Here is a 15676-nt window from a genome sequence, read left to right as displayed (position 1 = left end):
CAGGGGACGAGGACATCCCCCGGAAAGGCTCGGTCATGCCCCGGATCCGCCGTGTACCACTCGCGCTCATACCGCTGCTTCTGCTGCCGCTCACTGGCTGCGGCTCCGGCACGGGCGGCGAGGACAAGACAGAGGCCGCACCGGCCGCCGACGGTTTCCCCTACACCGTCACCAACTGCGGTATGAAGACGACCTTCGAAGCCCCTCCGAAGCGGGCCGTCACCATGAACCAGCACGCCACCGAAATCATGCTGGCCCTTGGGCTCCAGGACCGGCTGGCCGGGACCGCCTACCTGGACGACAGCATCCTGCCGAAGTACCGGTCCGCATACGCCGGAACCAAGGTGCTCGCGAAGGAGTACCCCTCCAAGGAGGTGCTGCTCGGCGCCAACCCCGACTTCGTCTACGGCGGATACAGCAGCGCCTTCGACAAGGCCAGGGGCCAGGACCGGGCGGGGCTCCGGAAGAGCGGCATCAACACCCGGCTGAACATCGAGTACTGCACCAAGGGCAAGGTCGGTATCGATCAGCTCGCTACCGAGATCACCCAGGTCGCCAGGACCTTCGGCGTACCGGAGCGCGGCAGGAAGCTGATCGCCGAGGAGCGGCAGAAGATCAGGGCGGTCGAGACAGAGCTCAAGGGCTCCTCACATCCCTCGGTGTTCGTCTACGACTCCGGCGACAGCTCCGCGTTCACAGCGGGCGGCAACGGCATCGGCAGCGAAATCGTCCGGCTCGCCGGGGGCAGGAACGTCTTCGCGGACCTCGACGGCACCTTCGGCGACGTGTCCTGGGAGCAGGTCATCAAGCGCAAGCCCGAGGTGGTCGTGATCTACGACTACGGCGGCACCACGGTCGCGGCCAAGAAGAAGCGGCTGCTGAATGATCCGGCGCTCGCGGACGTGCCGGCGATCAAGAACAAGAAGTTCGCGGTCCTCCCGCTGTCCTCGGCCGTGCTCGGTGTGCGGGTCGCCGACGCCGTGCAGGACCTGGCCGGGCAGCTGCACCCCGGCACTCCGTGAGCGCGGAGTCCGCCCGCCCCGGCCCGAAGTCCGTCCTCCGCTCGACCCCCGTCGTGATCGGCGTCCTCACGGTGCTGCTGCTCGCGGCGGCGGTGGCCGGCCTGGCGCTCGGCCCGGTACGGATTCCGCCGGGCGAGGTATTGAGTACGGTCCTGGGCGGTGAACGCACCGGTGCGTACCCGACGATCGTGTGGGAGGTACGGCTGCCCAGAGTGCTGCTCGGCGCGGTCGTCGGCGCCGGGCTGGCCCTGTCGGGCGCGGTGCTCCAGGCGCTGGTGCGCAACCCGCTGGCCGACCCGTTTCTGCTGGGCGCCTCGTCCGGGGCGTCGGCGGGCGCCGCCGTGGTCGTCGTGCTGGGGGTCGGCGCCGGGGCGGCCACCGATGTGGCGCTGCCCGTTGCCGCGTTCGCCGGGTCCATGACGGCGCTGGTCGCCGTCTACGCGATGGCCCGGCGCGGCGGCACCATGACGACGGGCCGGCTGATTCTGGCCGGGGTGGCGATCCAGTACGTGCTCTCCGCGTTCACCAGCCTGATCCTGGTGCTGTCCTCCCGGGCCGAGCATGTGCGGGCGATCATGTTCTGGACCCTGGGCGGCCTGGGCGGCGCCCGCTGGGACCAACTGGCGCTGCCTGCCGTGGTACTGGGCGTCGGGGCCGTACTCCTGATCAGTCTGGCCCGTCCGCTGGATCTGCTGCTGACCGGGGAGGAAGGGGCCCGCAGCCTCGGTCTGGACCCCGGACGCTTCCGGGCCGGGGTGTTCGTGCTGGTGTCACTGATCATCGGCGTGCTGGTCGCCTACAGCGGGGCGATCGGCTTCGTCGGCCTGATGATCCCGCACGCCGCCCGGCTGATCGTCGGCGCGTCCCACCGCAGACTGCTGCCGGTGACCGCGCTCGGCGGGGCGGTCTTCCTCCTGCTGGCCGATCTGCTGGCGCGGACCGTGGCGGCCCCCGAGGAAATCCCCGCCGGGGTGGTCACCGCGCTGGTGGGCGGCCCGTTCTTTCTCTGGCTGCTGCGCCGCTCCAGCCGTACCGAAGGGATCACCGGATGAGCCCGGCACCGTCCCCGACGGCGCTCGCCGCCGACGGAATCAGCTACGAGGTGGCCGGCCGTACCCTGCTCGACGGGGTCGCGCTGGACGCCGCCCCCGGCGAGACGGTCGGCCTGGTCGGGCCGAACGGCAGTGGCAAGACCACCTTTCTGCGCTGTGTGTACGGTGCGCTGCGTCCCGCAGCGGGGCGGGTCCTGCTGGACGGGGCGGACGCCGCGGCCCTCGGCGTGAAGGAACGGGCCCGGCGCGTCGCCGTCGTACCCCAGGACAGCCCCGGCACCTTCGGCCTGACCGTGCGTGAAGTGGTGGCGATGGGCCGCAGCCCGCACAAACGGTTCTGGGAGCAGGACGACGCCGACGACGCCCACCGCATCGACCGGGCGCTGCGGCGCGTCGGCGCAGCGGCCCTGGCCGGCCGGCGGTTCGAGGAACTGTCCGGCGGGGAACGGCAACGGGCCCTGATCGCCCGCGCCCTGGTCCAGGACCCGGGACTGCTGGCGCTCGACGAGCCGACCAACCATCTGGACATCCGCTACCAGCTGGAGATCCTCAGCCTGGTCAGGACGCTGGGCACCACCAATCTGCTGGTGCTGCACGACCTCAACCTCGCCGCTTCCTACTGCGACCGGCTGGTCGTCCTCAGCGCCGGACGGGTGGTGGCGTCCGGCTCCCCACACGCGGTGCTGACGGAAGAGCTGCTGGCCGAGGTCTACGGGGTGCGGTCCCGGATCGGCGCCCACCCGGTCACCGGCGCCCCCAACGTCGTCTACCTCCCGCTGCCATGAGCGACAACACGTCCCCCGTCTGGACGCCTCTGCCGCACGGGCCACGCTGGCAGGTCACCGAAGGCGAACCGTCCGCGGGCGAAGCAGAGCCGTGGCTGGCAGCCGACCGACTGGCCGACCCGGAGGGCGAGGTGCTGTCCACGCTGCTGGAGAGTGAGCGCACCGGCAGCGGCCACCGCACCGGCCATGCGACCGCGCTGACCCTGATGGCGGTGTACGCGGGCCGGGTCACCGCTGCCGCCGTACTCCACTGGGCGCTGTACGACGAGGTCCCGGACATGCGGTCCGGCAATGTGCTGGTGCGCCCCGCCGCGCACGGGATCGGCGGAGTCCGGGTGCGCAGGGCCCGGCTGCTGGTGCCCCGGGCCGGGGAGGACCCTGTACGGCTGCTGCACCGCACCGTGCTCGACGGGCATCTGCTGCCGGTCGCCGATGCGCTGCACCGGCTTACCCGCGCCGGGGTGCGGCAGTTGCGCGGCGGGATCGCCCATGGCTGCGCCACGGCGCTGTGCGCGTACGGCGCTCAGGTGGATCTGCTGGCCGCCCGCTGGCGGCAGTTCGCGGACACCGCACCCGGCGGACTCGCGGCGCTGGGCGAGGTGGCACGGGTCCGGCGAGCGCCGGACGGCCCGGAGCGGCTGGTCTATCTGCGCAACACCTGCTGTCTGTACTACACGAGCGCGGAGGCGGTGCGCTGTGCGAGCTGTTGTCTGACAGGCCGCGAGGAGCGACTGCGGGCGTACGCGAGGCCGAAGCAGAGATAGCGGGCGCCCGTAGTCCCGGATTGAGCCGCCCTGGGTGGGAGGTGCACGGGCGCGCTGTCCGGTTCCGGCAGGCGGCTCCGAGAAGCCCCAGGTCATTTCCGGGATGACCTGGGGCTCTTGCTGTGCCGCAGCAGTAATTCCCGCACGCGTATGTCGTGTTGCCGAGGCCTGCGGCACGCTCCCCGTTCGGTCGGCGCCCGAGCAGGTCGGCGAGCTGCTCCCGGATCGAGGTGGGCGACTGCCCCGGGGCCTCAGTCCCAGGTCCGGCCCCGGAGCAGTAGTTGTGGTGCGAGGGCTGCCTCGTCAGCTGTTCTGGGCCCCGTTCCAGACGTCGTACGTGGAGTTGCCGTACGCCGACGCGGCGGCCGCCGATCCGTAGCTGCCGGAGTAGGCGCCGGTCTGCGTCGCGGAGCCGTCAGGCTGGTAGTTCTCGATCCAGGCACCGCCGCTGGCGCCGCCGGACAGTCCGTTGCAGTTGTTCATCAGGCGCTGCCCGCCGGGTCCGGCGTAGCCCTGTCCCTCGCACCACACGGCGAAGTCCTGGTCGGCCGGCAGACCGATGATGTGCGCGTAGTTGCTGGACCAGTTGAAGCCGATCCCTGTGGAGCCGACGATGTCCTGCACGCGTCGGCCGCCTGGGGTGTCCAGGACGAGGAAGGCGCTGTCGTTCTCCTGGCCGCCGCCCGTGACCCAGCCCGCACTGCGCCAGCCCCACCAGCCGTACGGCGCGTTGCCCTTGTTGTAGTTGGGGGCAAAGCGGTAGTTGGTGCCGCCTTCACCGAAGCCACAGTGCCGTGCGGTGGCCACCACCGAGCGATTGTTGCTCGTGACAACGTTGCCAGAGCAGATGTAGTCTCCCTTGCCCGGGATCGTGAAGTAGAGGCGTCCCACTGTGCCCCATACGCTGGACCGGGTCTGAACCCCCGAGCTCGCCACGGGTTTTGTCGCGGGGACGTGCACCGGCTTGTCGGTGACCTCGGCGGCTGTGTCGGAGGAAGGCTGCACCGCGGAGACCTCGGGCGCGGGCATCGGCTTGGCCGTACGGATCCGCTCCGGGGTCCAGTAGGCGTCGAGTTGAGCGCGTGACTTGGTGTTGACGACTGTGGCGGTCCCGTTTTGGGAACCGGTCGGCCGCTCCTGCGCGACCGCCGTGACCGGCGTCAGTGCCGCGCACAGACTCGCCGCCGTGGCGAGGGTGGTGAGGGTGAACCGACGTAAGCGCATGGGAACCTTTCTGGTTCGGTAAGTTGATGAAGCGCGTTCACTGTCGCAGTCGTAGCTCTACAGGGGGTCAACATTCGATTAACGCCCAGTCTGTTGGTGAATTGGGTGCTGCCTCGGGGCGCTGAAAGTCCCGCGCGCTTGTTCTCTGTCTACGGGCCTCGAACGGAGGTTGCACTCGAGGCGGTCGCAGTTCACCGCGCATACAGACGGCCTTCGCGCAACCGCAGGACTTCGATCTGACCGAGACCGCGACATCCTCGAGCGGGCCGACGGCCACGTCTACAGGGGAGCGCCAACCCCTGGGGAGTCGGGAGGCGGCAGCCCGAATGCTTCGTTGCCGCGGTGTATGAAGGGTCAGCTCGGTCGACGTTCCGTCAGTGCCAGCACCCGTCGTGCGTCGGCGACGACGGCCGCGTCCACGAAGCGGCCATCAGGGAGGGCCAGGGCGCCCGCGTCCGCCGTCGCCGCCCGGACGATCTCGCGGGCCGCTGCCACCTCCCGCTCTGTCGGCAGGAACGCCTCTTCGATCACCGGGAGTTGTCTCGGATGGATCGCGGTGCGGCCCAGGAAGCCCAGCGCGCGGCCCTCGGCACACGAGCGGGCCAGGCCCTCGGCGTCGCGGACGTCCGGGTACACCGACTGCGGCGGAGGCGGAAGCCGGGCAGCCCGCGCCGCGATCACCGCGCGGCCGCGCGGCCAGGCGAGGCCCGCCGCGTCCGTGACGCCGAGCTCGGCCCGCAGGTCTGCCTCGCCGAGCGCGATGCCGTGCACACACGGGTGGCGCGCGATCGCGTAGGCGTGCTCGATACCGAGGGCCGACTCCAACAGGGCGTACAGGGGCGGCACTTCGACCGCCCAGTCCAGGACGCGGGCTATGTCGTCCGGGCCGCCCACCTTGGGCAGGCGCAGTGCGTTCAGGCCCGGCAGCGGGGTGAGACGGCGTATCTCCTGCTCGGCGAGGGGACCGTCGAGCGAGTTGACGCGGACGTGGACCGGCACCCCGTGCTTGTCGGCGAGGAGTTCGGCGGTCGCGTCGAGCGCGTATGCCTTGCGATCGGGGGCGACTGCGTCCTCCAGGTCGACCAGCACCACGTCGGCCCCCGAGCCGAGGGCCTTGGCGACGACATCGGGCCGGTCCCCGGGAACGTACAGCCAGGTCAGATATGCAGGGTCCGTCACACCGCACCTGCCTCGCGCAGCTTCGTGATCTCCGTGTCCGGCAGGCCGAGCCCGGTGAGGATCTCGTCCGTGTCCGCGCCGTGCGGGCGCCCCGTCCACTTGATGGAGCCGGGTGTCTCGGAGAGGCGGAAGAGGACGTTCTGCATCTTCACCGTGCCGAAGTCCGGGTCGGGGAGCTCGGTGATCGAGTCGAGCGACCGGTACTGCTCATCGGCCATCACGTCGCAGATGTCGTAGATCGGGGCAACGGCCGCCTCCGCCTCCTCGAAGGCCTTCACGACCTCGTTGCGGGTGTGCGCCGCGATCCACGAGCCGACCGCCTCGTCGAGCTCGTCGGCGTGCGCGGCACGCCCCGAGCCTGTGGTGAACCAGTCCTTTTCGATGAACTCGGGCCTGCCGACGAGGCGCATGACGCGCTCCGCGATCGACTGCGCGGAGGTAGAGACCGCGACCCACTTGTCGTCGCTGGTGCGGTAGGTGTTGCGCGGCGCGTTGTTCGTGGAGCGGTTGCCGGTGCGGGGCTGTACGTAGCCGAGTTGATCGTACCAGATGGGCTGCGGGCCGAGGATCGTCAGCATCGGCTCGATGATCGCCATGTCGACGACCTGGCCGCGGCCCGTCACGTCGCGGCCGCGCAGGGCGGCCATCACCGCGTACGAGGTGGAGAGCGCGGCGATCGAGTCGGCGAGGCCGAACGGCGGCAGCGTCGGCGGACCGTCCGGCTGCCCGGTGATCGCCGCGAATCCGCTCATTGCCTCGGCGAGGGTGCCGAATCCCGGGCGCCTGGAGTACGGGCCGAACTGCCCGAAGCCGGTGACGCGGGCCAGGACGAGGCGGGGGTTGGCGGCCGACAGCTCGTCCCAGCCGAGGTTCCACTTCTCCAGGGTGCCGGGACGGAAGTTCTCGATCAGGACGTCGGACTCGGCGACCAGCTTGAGGAGCACCTCTCGGCCGCCGGGCGTGGAGAGATCGAGCGTGATGTTCTTCTTGTTGCGTCCCAGCAGCTTCCACCACAGGCCGACGCCGTCCTTCGACGGGCCGTGGCCGCGGGACGGGTCCGGCTTGCGGGGGTGCTCCACCTTGATCACCTCGGCGCCGAAGTCACCGAGCATCGTGGCGCACAGGGGGCCGGCGAAGAGCGTTGCCAGGTCGAGGACGCGCAGGCCCTTGAGCGGGCCGTCGGGCCGGGGGAGCGGGGTCTCGTTCATCGTGCCTCCTGAGGCCGTGCTTCATCGGTTCGCACTGTCTTGCAGAACGCTTCGCCGCGCCGCGGGGGCTTCGGCACGTAGGCGACCAGGTCCATGTTGGCCGAGCCGAGTACGGTCAGATGTGTCATGCGTTTCATGCGCGCGCCTCCAAGGTGAGGCGGGCCAGTTCGTCGAAGCCGATGCCGTCGAATCCGCCGACCGTGGTGGCGAGGCGGTTCTTCAACGGGGCCGTCCAGCGCTCACCGAGCGCCTCCGGGCTGCCCGCGAGCAGGCCCGCGATCGAACCGGCGGTCGCGCCGTTGGAGTCCGTGTCCCAACCACCGGAAACCGCACGGCAGATGGTGCCCGTGAATTCTCCGTCGGAGTGAGTGAGGGCGGCAGCGAGCAGCGCGGCGTTCGGCAGGACGTGCACCCAGTGGTGGTCGTGGGCGTAGCGGGCGTGCAGGGCGTCGACGACCTGCTCGAAGCCGGCCGGAGTGCCGGTTGGTTCTGCCTGCGCCGTTTCGACGCCGAAGCGGATCGCCTGTGCGTAGCGGGAGCCCGGCGGGATGTGGGCCAGAGCGGTGGCGAGGGTTTCGTGGATCGTGGTGGGGGCGGGGCCGGCCGCATGCGCGATGGCCGCCGCTACGAACATCTCGCCGTACACGCCGTTCGCCGTGTGCGTCAACACACCGTCCCGGTGGGCCAGTTCGGCAGCCTTCGCCGGGTCGCCCGGGTTCGTCCAGCCGAAGATGTCCGCCCGGATCTGTGCACCGATCCACTCGCGGAACGGGTTGCGATGCGTAGCCGTGTGCGGTGGCTCCAGGCCGTCCAGGAGGTTGCGGTAGGCGATGCGCTCCGCGGTGAACGTGCGGCCCGCCGGGAGCTCGTCCAGCCACAGCTTCGCCACGTCGCCCGTGGTGAAGTCGTGGCCGTGGCGCTGGAGCAGCATCAGGCCCAGGAGCGGGTAGTTGAGGTCGTCGTCCTCGGGCATTCCGTCGATGTTCTCGGCGAGGGAGGTGGGGCGGGAGCGGCGGTTCCAGGGGTACGCCGCCGCGATCCGCTGGTTCAGGTTCCGTTCCGTGAACCAGGTGTTCAGGGGCCAGTTTCCGGTGGACCGGGCGATGGCGCGGATACCGTCGAGGGGGAGCTTCTCGACGGGCTTGCCCAGGACGCAGCCGATCGCCCGGCCCAGCCAGGCCGCGTGCAGACGGTCCGTCTCCGATTGCCGGTCCGTCTCCGATCGCAGGTCCGGCTCCGGGAGCCGTCCGAACGGCTTGTCATCAAGAACCGGGCGTGCTTGGAACATTGGCGGCTCCGCAGCCGCGAGGGGGGACGGGAGCTGCGCGAGTTCGTCCAGCAACTGTTGGGCGAGTTGCCTCAGTTCGAGCGAGGCCGGTTCCGGTGACGCCCCGGCTCGATCCGGGGCCAGGTGGCCGCCCGCCGCGACCCAGCGGCGTTCGATCCGCGTCGCGTCGCGGCCGTCCTGTGCCGCCTGGCGCAGCTCGTGCCCGATCAGGTCCTCGGGCTGGACCCAGGTCAGGCGCAGCATCAGAGCCCCGCGATCGTCGTGAAGGCGGCCTCGTGGGCGCGACGTCGCTCCAGGTCGCGGGCGTGCACCTCGCGTGTGACCTGGGCGAGGGACGCCGCGGGAGCATGCAGATCCAGCTTGCTGGCCCGGGCGATCTCCGTGCTCCACTCCGGGGGCACCGCGCCCTCGCCGTACAGGGCACCGACGATCGCGCCGCTCATCGTGGCGATGGAGTCACAGTCGCGGCCGTAGTTGACCGAACCGAGCACGGTGTGCCGGAAGTCGCCGCGGCCCACCAGCAACATGCCCAGAGCGACGGGGAGTTCTTCGATGGCGTGCAGGCGTGAGGGGCGGCGGGCACCGAGGGACGGCTGGCGGTACTCGGGGCCGACCGTGTCGAAGGGAGCCACGGCCTCGCGCAGCGGGGCCAGTGCGTTCTCGAAGTCGTCGTAGCGGGCCGCCACTTCGCACACCGCCTTGATCGCCGACTTGGTGCCGTCCTTCGCGAGCCCCAGGGCGTCCTCGACGACGGATTCGGGGGTCGCGTCGGGCTTGAACGCGGAAGCCACTGCCGCCGCGAAGACGCCCGCCGCCTCGCGGCCGTACGAGGACTGGTGCGCGCCCGCGACATCCAGCGCCTCCTCGTACGCCTTGAGAGGGTTGCCCGCGTTGACCGCGCCTACGGGTGCCATGTACATCGCCGCACCGCAATTGACGATGTTGCCGACGCCCGCCTCGCGCGGGTCGACGTGTCCGTAGTGGATACGGGCGACGATCCACTTCTCCGCGAGGAAGATGCGCTGGAGCGGGAGCGCCTCCGCCTCCAGCTCCGGAATCCAGCGTGTGTTGGTGATCAGGTCGGGGACCAGGTGGTCGGCGACCGCGTACGCGTCGAGGTGGTCGCGGACCTTCTCGTAGACGCGGATCAGGGCGTGCGTCATCAAGGTGTCGTCGGTGACGTGGCCGTCGCCCTTGTGGTATGGCGCGATGGGGCGCGCGGTCTTCCAGTCGTCCTTGTAGAACGGTTCCACGATGCCGCGCACCCGGCCGCCGTGCCGTTCGGCGATGGCCTGCGGGGTCCAGCCCTCGACCGGGCCGCCGAGCGCGTCGCCCACGGCGGCTCCGACGAGGGCGCCGGTGGTGCGGTCCTCCAGGGACGGGATGGGGCTCGTCGGGTTGGTGGGGGTAGTCATGCCGGGGTTCCTTCCGAAGAGAGGGGGTTGGTCGGGCTGCTCGTGGCGGCCAGGCGCTCTGCCAGGCCTATCAGGTCCGTGCCGGCCAGGCGCGGCAGCGCGCAGCCCGCGAGCGTGCGGCAGGCCTCACGCCAGCTCTGAGGGAACGCATCGGCGCCGTCGAGCGCACCGGTGAGGGCGCCGGCCAGGGCGGGTGCCGAGTCGGCGACGCGGGAAAGACAGGCTGCGGCAGGGACCGCTTCACTGACGGATCCGGCCGCTGCGGTGGTGACCGCGAGGGCGACGGGGACCGTTTCGGCGGCAGCGATGCCGTAGCTGTAGACATGGTCGACGATCTCGTGTTCCAGAACGGGCACGAGGGCGAACGCGTTTCCGGGCAGGCCGGGTCGCGCGGTCACCGCGGTGCGGGCCAGGTCGACGGCGCGCAACGCGTTGCGATGGATCTCGGTGCCCTCGGGCAGTTGGGCGAGGGCCGCGTCCACGCAGGCGTCGACGGGCGCACCGCCCAGTGCCGCGGAGACGGCCGCCGCCATGGCGCGGGCGCCGTGCACGCCGTCTCCGTCCTGGGTGTAGCGCGCGTCGAACTCGGCCAGGCGGGCGGCAAGTTCGGGCTCCCCCGGGTGCACTACCGCGAGTACCGCAGCGCGTACGCACGCGGCGTCGTCGAAGTAGTGCGGGTTGTCGTGGCCTGTCGCGGGAGGCCGCAGTCCGGCGGCGAGGTTGCCGAGGCCGGCCCGTACGGAGATGCGGGCGCGCAGCGGCATCTTGGCCGACTCGATCTCGTCCGCGCGGTCCGCAGCCGCCGCGATTTCGTCCGCGAGGGTGTTCCAGGCGAGTGAGAGCGCGGAGCGTACGCGCTGGTCGGCGGGGAGGTCCCCGAGGCCGTCGGCGTAGGCGTCGAGGACGGAGTGCGCGGTGAAGGCCGCCCATTCCGCGTCGTCGGACGGGCCGAGGCGCAGTGGCTCCGAGGGCTGGTTCAGCGCGATCGGGACAGGCAGCGTCGTCGTCGCGTTCTGCTCGGCGAATGTGTCCAGTTCGCGGGTGAGGCGGCGCGTCCAGTCGGGCAGTCGGGCGGCGCGGTGACGGCCGGAGGGCCACCCGGCGGCGTCACCCGCTGCGATGCCGAGAAGCAGGCCCTCGACGCGGTGAGCGGCGTCCGCTGGGTCGGGAGGCATGGGAGTGAGGGGCCTTTCGGTGGTACCGGGTGGTGCGGCGGCGATGTCCCGGCGTTTCGTCACGCCGTCGCCCCCGCCCGGTCCGGCGCGGTGGGGATCAATCGGTCCGCGATGTCGAGGATGTGGCGTCCGGCCATGGAAGGGAGGCAGCTGCCGCGTACCGGGCCGATCGCACCCGCCCAGTCGGCGGGGATCGCGGCCTCGCCACGCAGAGCGCCTGCGAGGGCGCCCGCCACCGCGGCTGTGGTGTCGGCGTCGCGGCCCATGTTGACGGCGGTCAGGACCGAATCGCGGAAGTCGCCGCGGGCCACCGCGAACGCGCCGAACGCCAGGCCGACCGCCTCGGGCGCCAGGTCCGTCCACGGATAACCCCCGATGACGACGGCCTTGCGCACCGCTCGCTCCATCGACAGCTGGGTGCCGTCGGGGTCGCGGCGGGCGCGGCGCGCCGCCGACACCGCGCGGTGCAGCGAGCGGGCCGTCCACGAGTCGTCCGGTACGACGGAGAGTGCGGCCTGGACGACTGCGTCCGGGGTGTGGCTGACCATGGCCGCAGCGACGCCCGCCGCCACTGCCCGGCCGCCGAGGATCCCCTCGCCGTCGTGCGACACCGTGCCGTCGATGGCGACCAGGCGGGCCGCCTCGGCCGGGCGTCCGGCCGCGTAGACCCCGAAGGGCGCGGCGCGCATCGCGAGGCCGTCGCTCCAGGCGTGCCGGTGCTGGGCGGAGATGGGGGCGGCGAGGCCACGGCGCAGGTTCTCCAGGGTGCCGCGCTCGCTGAACCCGGCTCCCTTGAAAGGCCCTTCGTCGCGGTCGGCGATCCACTCGTGCCAGGCCGCCTCTACATGGTCCACGGTGAGAGCGGTGCCGTGGTCGGCAAGCAGCAGACCCGAGAAGATCGCGTACTCGGTGTCGTCCGTACCGGCCGGGTCGTCGGAGACGAACCCGTCGATGCGGCCCCAGCGTTCGCGGATCTGAGAGGGCTTCATGTTCTCGGCGGGGGCGCCGAGCGCATCGCCGACCGCGAGGCCGAGCATGGCGCCGCGGGCGCGATCCCGGAGCGGAACCGCGGCGGCGGGGTGGGAGAAGGGGACGGTACGGCGCCTGCGGAGGTCCGGTGCGCCGTCCGCCGGCGGCGCGGGGTCGGGGTCGAGCCTGACGCTCATGGTGGGTATGTGCTCTCTTCCGGGGGCGTGCTCGGGTTTCAGCGTTGGTAGCGGTCGAGGATGCGGGTGCCGTCGCCTGCGAGGCGTTTGCGCAGTTCCGCGATGCCGAACGCGCCGTTGTAGTACTCCTGGTAGGCGGGCGTGGCGATTTTGTCCTTCCACTCCGCGTAGCCGCGCACGCCGAGCACCGGGGACGGACTCAGATGGGCGGCGATGCTGACGCCGGTCTTCCAGCCGTACTTGTCGGTGTTGAGGGACGGATCCTTCAGCGCTGTCGTGCTGGTGGGCAACAGCCAGTCACCGCGTGCCAGTTGCACCTGGTGTTCGGCCTGGTTGAGGAAGGCGATGAAGTCGACCGCCGCCTGCTTGTGCTTGCTGTCCTGGGAGACCGAGAGGGTCTGCGGGGCGGTGCCCTGTGTCAGGCCGCCCTTGCCGGTGGGCATCGGCAGGACCGTCCAGTCGAAGCCCTCCGGGGCCTGCTGCTGCACCTGCTGGCGGTAGGAGAAGTTCAGCGGGAGCATCGCGTAGCGGCCCGCGTAGAAGCCGGGCAGTGTGTCCGAACCAGACATGCCGAGGCCGTTCCTGGGCGCGGTCCGGTCCTTGTTGACCTGCCGGTTGATCAGCTGTGCGACGGCCGATTCGGCGTTGTCGTAGCGGATCTCGTTCTTTCCTTCGGCGTCCTTGCGGAAGATCTTTCCGCCGGTGGAAAGGGACAGGTTGACGGACTGTGTGACCGGCTCCTTCATGGACCAGGCCACGCCGTACCGGTCGTTCTTGCCGTCATTGTTCTCGTCGTGTGTCAGTTTCTTGGTGACGCTCTCGAATTCGTCCCAGGTCCAGGGGTGCTCGGCCGTGGGGATGCGGACCTGCGCCTGCTCGAGGAGTTCGGTGTTGGCGATGAGGACGCGTGGCTCCTGGAGGAACGGGACGCCGTACGTTCCCTCGCCATGGGCGGTCGTGTCCCAGGAAGCCTGCGGGATGTCCTCGCGCAGTGTCTTCGGCAGGTACTTCGTCAGGTCGGCGAGGTAGCCGCCGTTCGCGAAGTCGGTGAGGTCGGCGGCGTCGTCGTGGATGATGTCGGGTGCCTCGCCGCCCTCGAAGGAGGTGAGGAGCTGGTCGTGGATGTTGTCCCAGCTGCCCTGGACGTACTTGACCTGGACATCGGGGTGGGTCGCGTTCCACTGCCTCACGAGCGCCTTGTTGGCGTCGACGGAATCCTTCTGCCAGGCCAGGCTGAGGAATTCGAGGGTGATCCTGCCGTCGGCGGAGTCCGTCCCGGAGCCGCCGCAGCCGGCGACCAGGGTCAGACAGAGGGCGGCGGCCGCGCAGACGTTCAGTCTCTTCATACGGATACGCATCAGCCCTTCACCGCCCCGCTGAGCATGCCGCCCACGAGCCGGCGCTGCAGCAGCGCGAAGAAGACCAGGCTGGGGATGGTCGCAAGGACCGAGGCCGCCGCCAGCGGGCCCAGGTCCGCTACGCCCTCGGCGCCGAGGAAGTGGGTGAGGATCACTGACATCGTCTGGTTCTCCGGGGACTTGAGGAGCACGAGGGCGAAGAAGAATTCGTTCCAGGCGGTGACGAAGGAGAACATCAGCGTCGCCACCAGGCCGGGCGCGAGCAGCGGCAGGACGACGCTGACGAGGGTGCGCAGGCGGCCCGCGCCGTCCATCGCCGCGGCCTCCTCCAGAGAACTCGGCACGGACTTGACGTAGCCCTGGAGCATCCACAGCGAGAAGGGCAGGTTCCAGACGACGTACACGATGATCAGGCCGAGGAGGCTGTCGATCATGTGCAGGTTCTTCAGGACCAGGAACAGCGGGATGATCACCAGGACGAACGGGAACATCTGGCTGACCAGGATCCAGACGGTTCCGGCCTGGCTGACCCGTGACTTGTAGCGGACCATCACATACGCGGCGGGGACAGCGATCGACACCGAGATCAACGAGGCGCTGAACGCCACGAGAAGGCTGTTGAGCGCGGAGTGGAGCAGCGGCTGTGCGTCGAACGCGGCGCGGTAGTTGTCGAGGCTGGGGTGCTGGGGCAGCCACGTCGGGTCTATGGCGCCCAGTTCCTGCGGCGACTTGAAGGACGTGGACACCAGCCACAGGAGCGGGAAGGCCAGGAAGACCAGATAGCACAGCAGGGCCAGATACTGGCAGGTGCGGCCTGCGACCCGCAGGGCGCGGACCTTGGGGAGAACAGAAGTCGCGCTCACGCCGCGTCCTCCTTCAGCTTCTTGCGCAGGAACAGGGTGAGCAGGACCGCGATCACGGCGACCATGACCAAGCCCATCGCAGCGGCGTAGCCGAACTGCCCGTACTTGAAGGCCTCTTCGTACGCGAACAGCATCGGAAGCCGCGTCTGACCGCCCGGGCCGCCCTGGGTGAGGACATACACCAGGCCGAACGAATTGAAGTTCCAGATGAAATTCAGGGCCGTGATGGCGAGGACGACGGGCTTGAGCGCGGGCCAGGTCACCGTTGTGAAGCGGCGCCAGACGCCGGCGCCATCGAGCTGGGCGGCTTCGCGCAGCTCGTGCGGAACGTTCTGCAGACCGGCCAGGAGTACGACCGTGGTCTGCGGCATGCCTGCCCATATGCCGACCAGGATGACCGCGGGCAGGGCGTAGGAGAGGTCGGCGAGCCAGTCGACGTTCTCGTGGATGAGACCGAGTTGGGTGAGCGTCTTGTTCAGGATGCCGGCGTCGGAGTGGTACACGAGGCGCCACATGATGCCGATGACGACCTCCGGCATTGCCCACGGCACAAGGGCGAGGGTGCGGGCCAGCCAGCGGAAGCGCAGGTTCTGGTTGAGCAGCAGAGCGAGGCCCATGGCCATCGCGAACTGCAGCGCTGTCACGCACACCGCCCAGATCAGGCCGATGCGGAAGGACTCCCAGAACAGCGAGTCGTGACGCAGGTCGAGAAGGTTGTCCAGCCCGACGAACTGGGTGGCTGCCGTGCGTCCCGCCTGCGCGTCGGTGAACGCGAGCGCGACACCGTACAGGAGCGGGCCCACGCTGAGGACCAGGATCGGGATCAGCGCGGGAAGCAGCAGGAACCAGGCGCCCCGGTCCAGGCCGAGCGCCTGCTTGCGCTTGGCGGGCGTGCGGGGCGGTGGGGTGCCGCGGCTGCCCGGGACGGCTCCGGCCCGGGAGGCGGTGAGACTCATGCGAACCTCGTGCTCTTAGCTGTCGGTCGCCGTTTGCGCGGTGGAGGCGCGCACGACGAGGCGGGGAGGGGCGGTAGTTGTGCGGGGAGGCGAGATCTCGGGGTGGTCTGTCGCCTGGCCGAGCCGTTCCAGGAGGAGTTCGGCGGCGTGTCGGCCGCGTTCGGTGGAGCCCAGGTCGACGCTGGTCAGTGGGGGCCAGCCGGCCTGTGCGAGGACGCTGT

The 15676-nt window shown here is 70.4% G+C and carries 16 protein-coding genes; 4 read left to right on the top strand and 12 right to left on the bottom strand.

The annotated features are described in order from the left end of the window. Nucleotides 1-35 precede the first annotated feature (35 nt). Genes ACH4EW_RS14515 through ACH4EW_RS14500 form a run of 4 tightly spaced genes read left to right on the top strand, consistent with a single transcriptional unit; the run spans nt 36 to nt 3623 of the window. Entirely contained in the window at nt 36-1022 is a 987-nt protein-coding gene (locus ACH4EW_RS14515; protein WP_398256138.1) for an ABC transporter substrate-binding protein, read from the top strand. Then, nucleotides 1019-2074, top strand: coding sequence for a FecCD family ABC transporter permease (locus ACH4EW_RS14510; protein ID WP_398256136.1), 1056 nt, complete (start codon nt 1019-1021; stop codon nt 2072-2074). Before ACH4EW_RS14515 ends, ACH4EW_RS14510 begins: the two co-directional genes overlap by 4 nt. Beyond that, on the top strand, nt 2071-2859 hold the full coding sequence (locus tag ACH4EW_RS14505; protein WP_398256133.1) for an ABC transporter ATP-binding protein: 789 nt from the start codon (nt 2071-2073) through the stop codon (nt 2857-2859). Before ACH4EW_RS14510 ends, ACH4EW_RS14505 begins: the two co-directional genes overlap by 4 nt. Next, entirely contained in the window at nt 2856-3623 is a 768-nt protein-coding gene (locus tag ACH4EW_RS14500; protein ID WP_398256131.1) for a (2Fe-2S)-binding protein, read from the top strand. Before ACH4EW_RS14505 ends, ACH4EW_RS14500 begins: the two co-directional genes overlap by 4 nt. A gap of 303 nt (nt 3624-3926) precedes the next feature. On the opposite strand, the gene ACH4EW_RS14495 is transcribed toward ACH4EW_RS14500, so the two are convergent. From ACH4EW_RS14495 to ACH4EW_RS14440, 12 genes are all read right to left on the bottom strand, one after another. Continuing rightward, on the bottom strand, nt 3927-4847 hold the full coding sequence (locus ACH4EW_RS14495; protein ID WP_398256129.1) for a peptidase: 921 nt from the start codon (nt 4845-4847) through the stop codon (nt 3927-3929). Nucleotides 4848-5201: 354 nt separating this feature from the next. Further along, the gene (locus ACH4EW_RS14490; RefSeq protein WP_398256126.1) at nt 5202-6026 is read right to left on the bottom strand and encodes an HpcH/HpaI aldolase/citrate lyase family protein; all 825 of its coding nucleotides are present in this window, start codon (nt 6024-6026) and stop codon (nt 5202-5204) included. Then, nucleotides 6023-7234, bottom strand: a complete 1212-nt coding sequence (locus ACH4EW_RS14485; RefSeq protein ID WP_398256123.1) for a CaiB/BaiF CoA transferase family protein — start codon at nt 7232-7234, stop codon at nt 6023-6025. Before ACH4EW_RS14485 ends, ACH4EW_RS14490 begins: the two co-directional genes overlap by 4 nt. Further along, nucleotides 7231-7371: a hypothetical protein gene (locus ACH4EW_RS14480; RefSeq protein ID WP_398256120.1), complete on the bottom strand. Its 141-nt coding sequence runs from the start codon at nt 7369-7371 to the stop codon at nt 7231-7233. The genes ACH4EW_RS14485 and ACH4EW_RS14480 overlap by 4 nt, the downstream gene beginning before the upstream one ends. Continuing rightward, nucleotides 7368-8765, bottom strand: coding sequence for an ADP-ribosylglycohydrolase family protein (locus ACH4EW_RS14475; protein ID WP_398256117.1), 1398 nt, complete (start codon nt 8763-8765; stop codon nt 7368-7370). Before ACH4EW_RS14475 ends, ACH4EW_RS14480 begins: the two co-directional genes overlap by 4 nt. Continuing rightward, nucleotides 8765-9937 (bottom strand): ADP-ribosylglycohydrolase family protein, encoded by a 1173-nt coding sequence (locus ACH4EW_RS14470; RefSeq protein WP_398256114.1) that lies wholly within the window; start codon nt 9935-9937, stop codon nt 8765-8767. Before ACH4EW_RS14470 ends, ACH4EW_RS14475 begins: the two co-directional genes overlap by 1 nt. Continuing rightward, nucleotides 9934-11262, bottom strand: a complete 1329-nt coding sequence (locus ACH4EW_RS14465) for an ADP-ribosylglycohydrolase family protein (protein ID WP_398256846.1) — start codon at nt 11260-11262, stop codon at nt 9934-9936. Before ACH4EW_RS14465 ends, ACH4EW_RS14470 begins: the two co-directional genes overlap by 4 nt. Continuing rightward, nucleotides 11172-12278: an ADP-ribosylglycohydrolase family protein gene (locus tag ACH4EW_RS14460; RefSeq protein WP_398256111.1), complete on the bottom strand. Its 1107-nt coding sequence runs from the start codon at nt 12276-12278 to the stop codon at nt 11172-11174. Before ACH4EW_RS14460 ends, ACH4EW_RS14465 begins: the two co-directional genes overlap by 91 nt. A 38-nt stretch (nt 12279-12316) precedes the next feature. After that, nucleotides 12317-13636: an ABC transporter substrate-binding protein gene (locus ACH4EW_RS14455; protein WP_398256108.1), complete on the bottom strand. Its 1320-nt coding sequence runs from the start codon at nt 13634-13636 to the stop codon at nt 12317-12319. Then, nucleotides 13636-14499 carry a carbohydrate ABC transporter permease gene (locus ACH4EW_RS14450; protein ID WP_398256106.1) on the bottom strand — a complete coding sequence of 288 codons (864 nt, stop codon included), beginning with the start codon at nt 14497-14499 and terminating at the stop codon, nt 13636-13638. Before ACH4EW_RS14450 ends, ACH4EW_RS14455 begins: the two co-directional genes overlap by 1 nt. Further along, nucleotides 14496-15455 carry a carbohydrate ABC transporter permease gene (locus tag ACH4EW_RS14445; protein WP_398256103.1) on the bottom strand — a complete coding sequence of 320 codons (960 nt, stop codon included), beginning with the start codon at nt 15453-15455 and terminating at the stop codon, nt 14496-14498. Before ACH4EW_RS14445 ends, ACH4EW_RS14450 begins: the two co-directional genes overlap by 4 nt. 15 nt (nt 15456-15470) lie before the next feature. Beyond that, on the bottom strand, nt 15471-15676 hold a 206-nt coding region (locus tag ACH4EW_RS14440), incomplete at its 5' end, for a substrate-binding domain-containing protein (RefSeq protein ID WP_398256100.1).

The sequence above is a fragment of the Streptomyces sp. NPDC018000 genome (genome assembly GCF_044328025.1).
GTDB lineage: Bacteria > Actinomycetota > Actinomycetes > Streptomycetales > Streptomycetaceae > Streptomyces.
Note: the sequence above shows the minus strand (reverse complement) of the source record. Positions and strands in the feature narration are given on the sequence as shown.

Bases quoted from the DNA above. Each gene is read 5' to 3' on its own strand.
- ACH4EW_RS14470 (WP_398256114.1), bottom strand. From the start codon at position 9,937: ATGACTACCCCCACCAACCCGACGAGCCCCATCCCGTCCCTGGAGGAC.
- ACH4EW_RS14460 (WP_398256111.1), bottom strand. From the start codon at position 12,278: ATGAGCGTCAGGCTCGACCCCGACCCCGCGCCGCCGGCGGACGGCGCA.
- ACH4EW_RS14475 (WP_398256117.1), bottom strand. From the start codon at position 8,765: ATGCTGCGCCTGACCTGGGTCCAGCCCGAGGACCTGATCGGGCACGAG.
- ACH4EW_RS14455 (WP_398256108.1), bottom strand. From the start codon at position 13,636: ATGCGTATCCGTATGAAGAGACTGAACGTCTGCGCGGCCGCCGCCCTC.
- ACH4EW_RS14515 (WP_398256138.1), top strand. From the start codon at position 36: ATGCCCCGGATCCGCCGTGTACCACTCGCGCTCATACCGCTGCTTCTG.
- ACH4EW_RS14495 (WP_398256129.1), bottom strand. From the start codon at position 4,847: ATGCGCTTACGTCGGTTCACCCTCACCACCCTCGCCACGGCGGCGAGT.
- ACH4EW_RS14445 (WP_398256103.1), bottom strand. From the start codon at position 15,455: ATGAGTCTCACCGCCTCCCGGGCCGGAGCCGTCCCGGGCAGCCGCGGC.
- ACH4EW_RS14500 (WP_398256131.1), top strand. From the start codon at position 2,856: ATGAGCGACAACACGTCCCCCGTCTGGACGCCTCTGCCGCACGGGCCA.
- ACH4EW_RS14505 (WP_398256133.1), top strand. From the start codon at position 2,071: ATGAGCCCGGCACCGTCCCCGACGGCGCTCGCCGCCGACGGAATCAGC.
- ACH4EW_RS14480 (WP_398256120.1), bottom strand. From the start codon at position 7,371: ATGAAACGCATGACACATCTGACCGTACTCGGCTCGGCCAACATGGAC.
- ACH4EW_RS14485 (WP_398256123.1), bottom strand. From the start codon at position 7,234: ATGAACGAGACCCCGCTCCCCCGGCCCGACGGCCCGCTCAAGGGCCTG.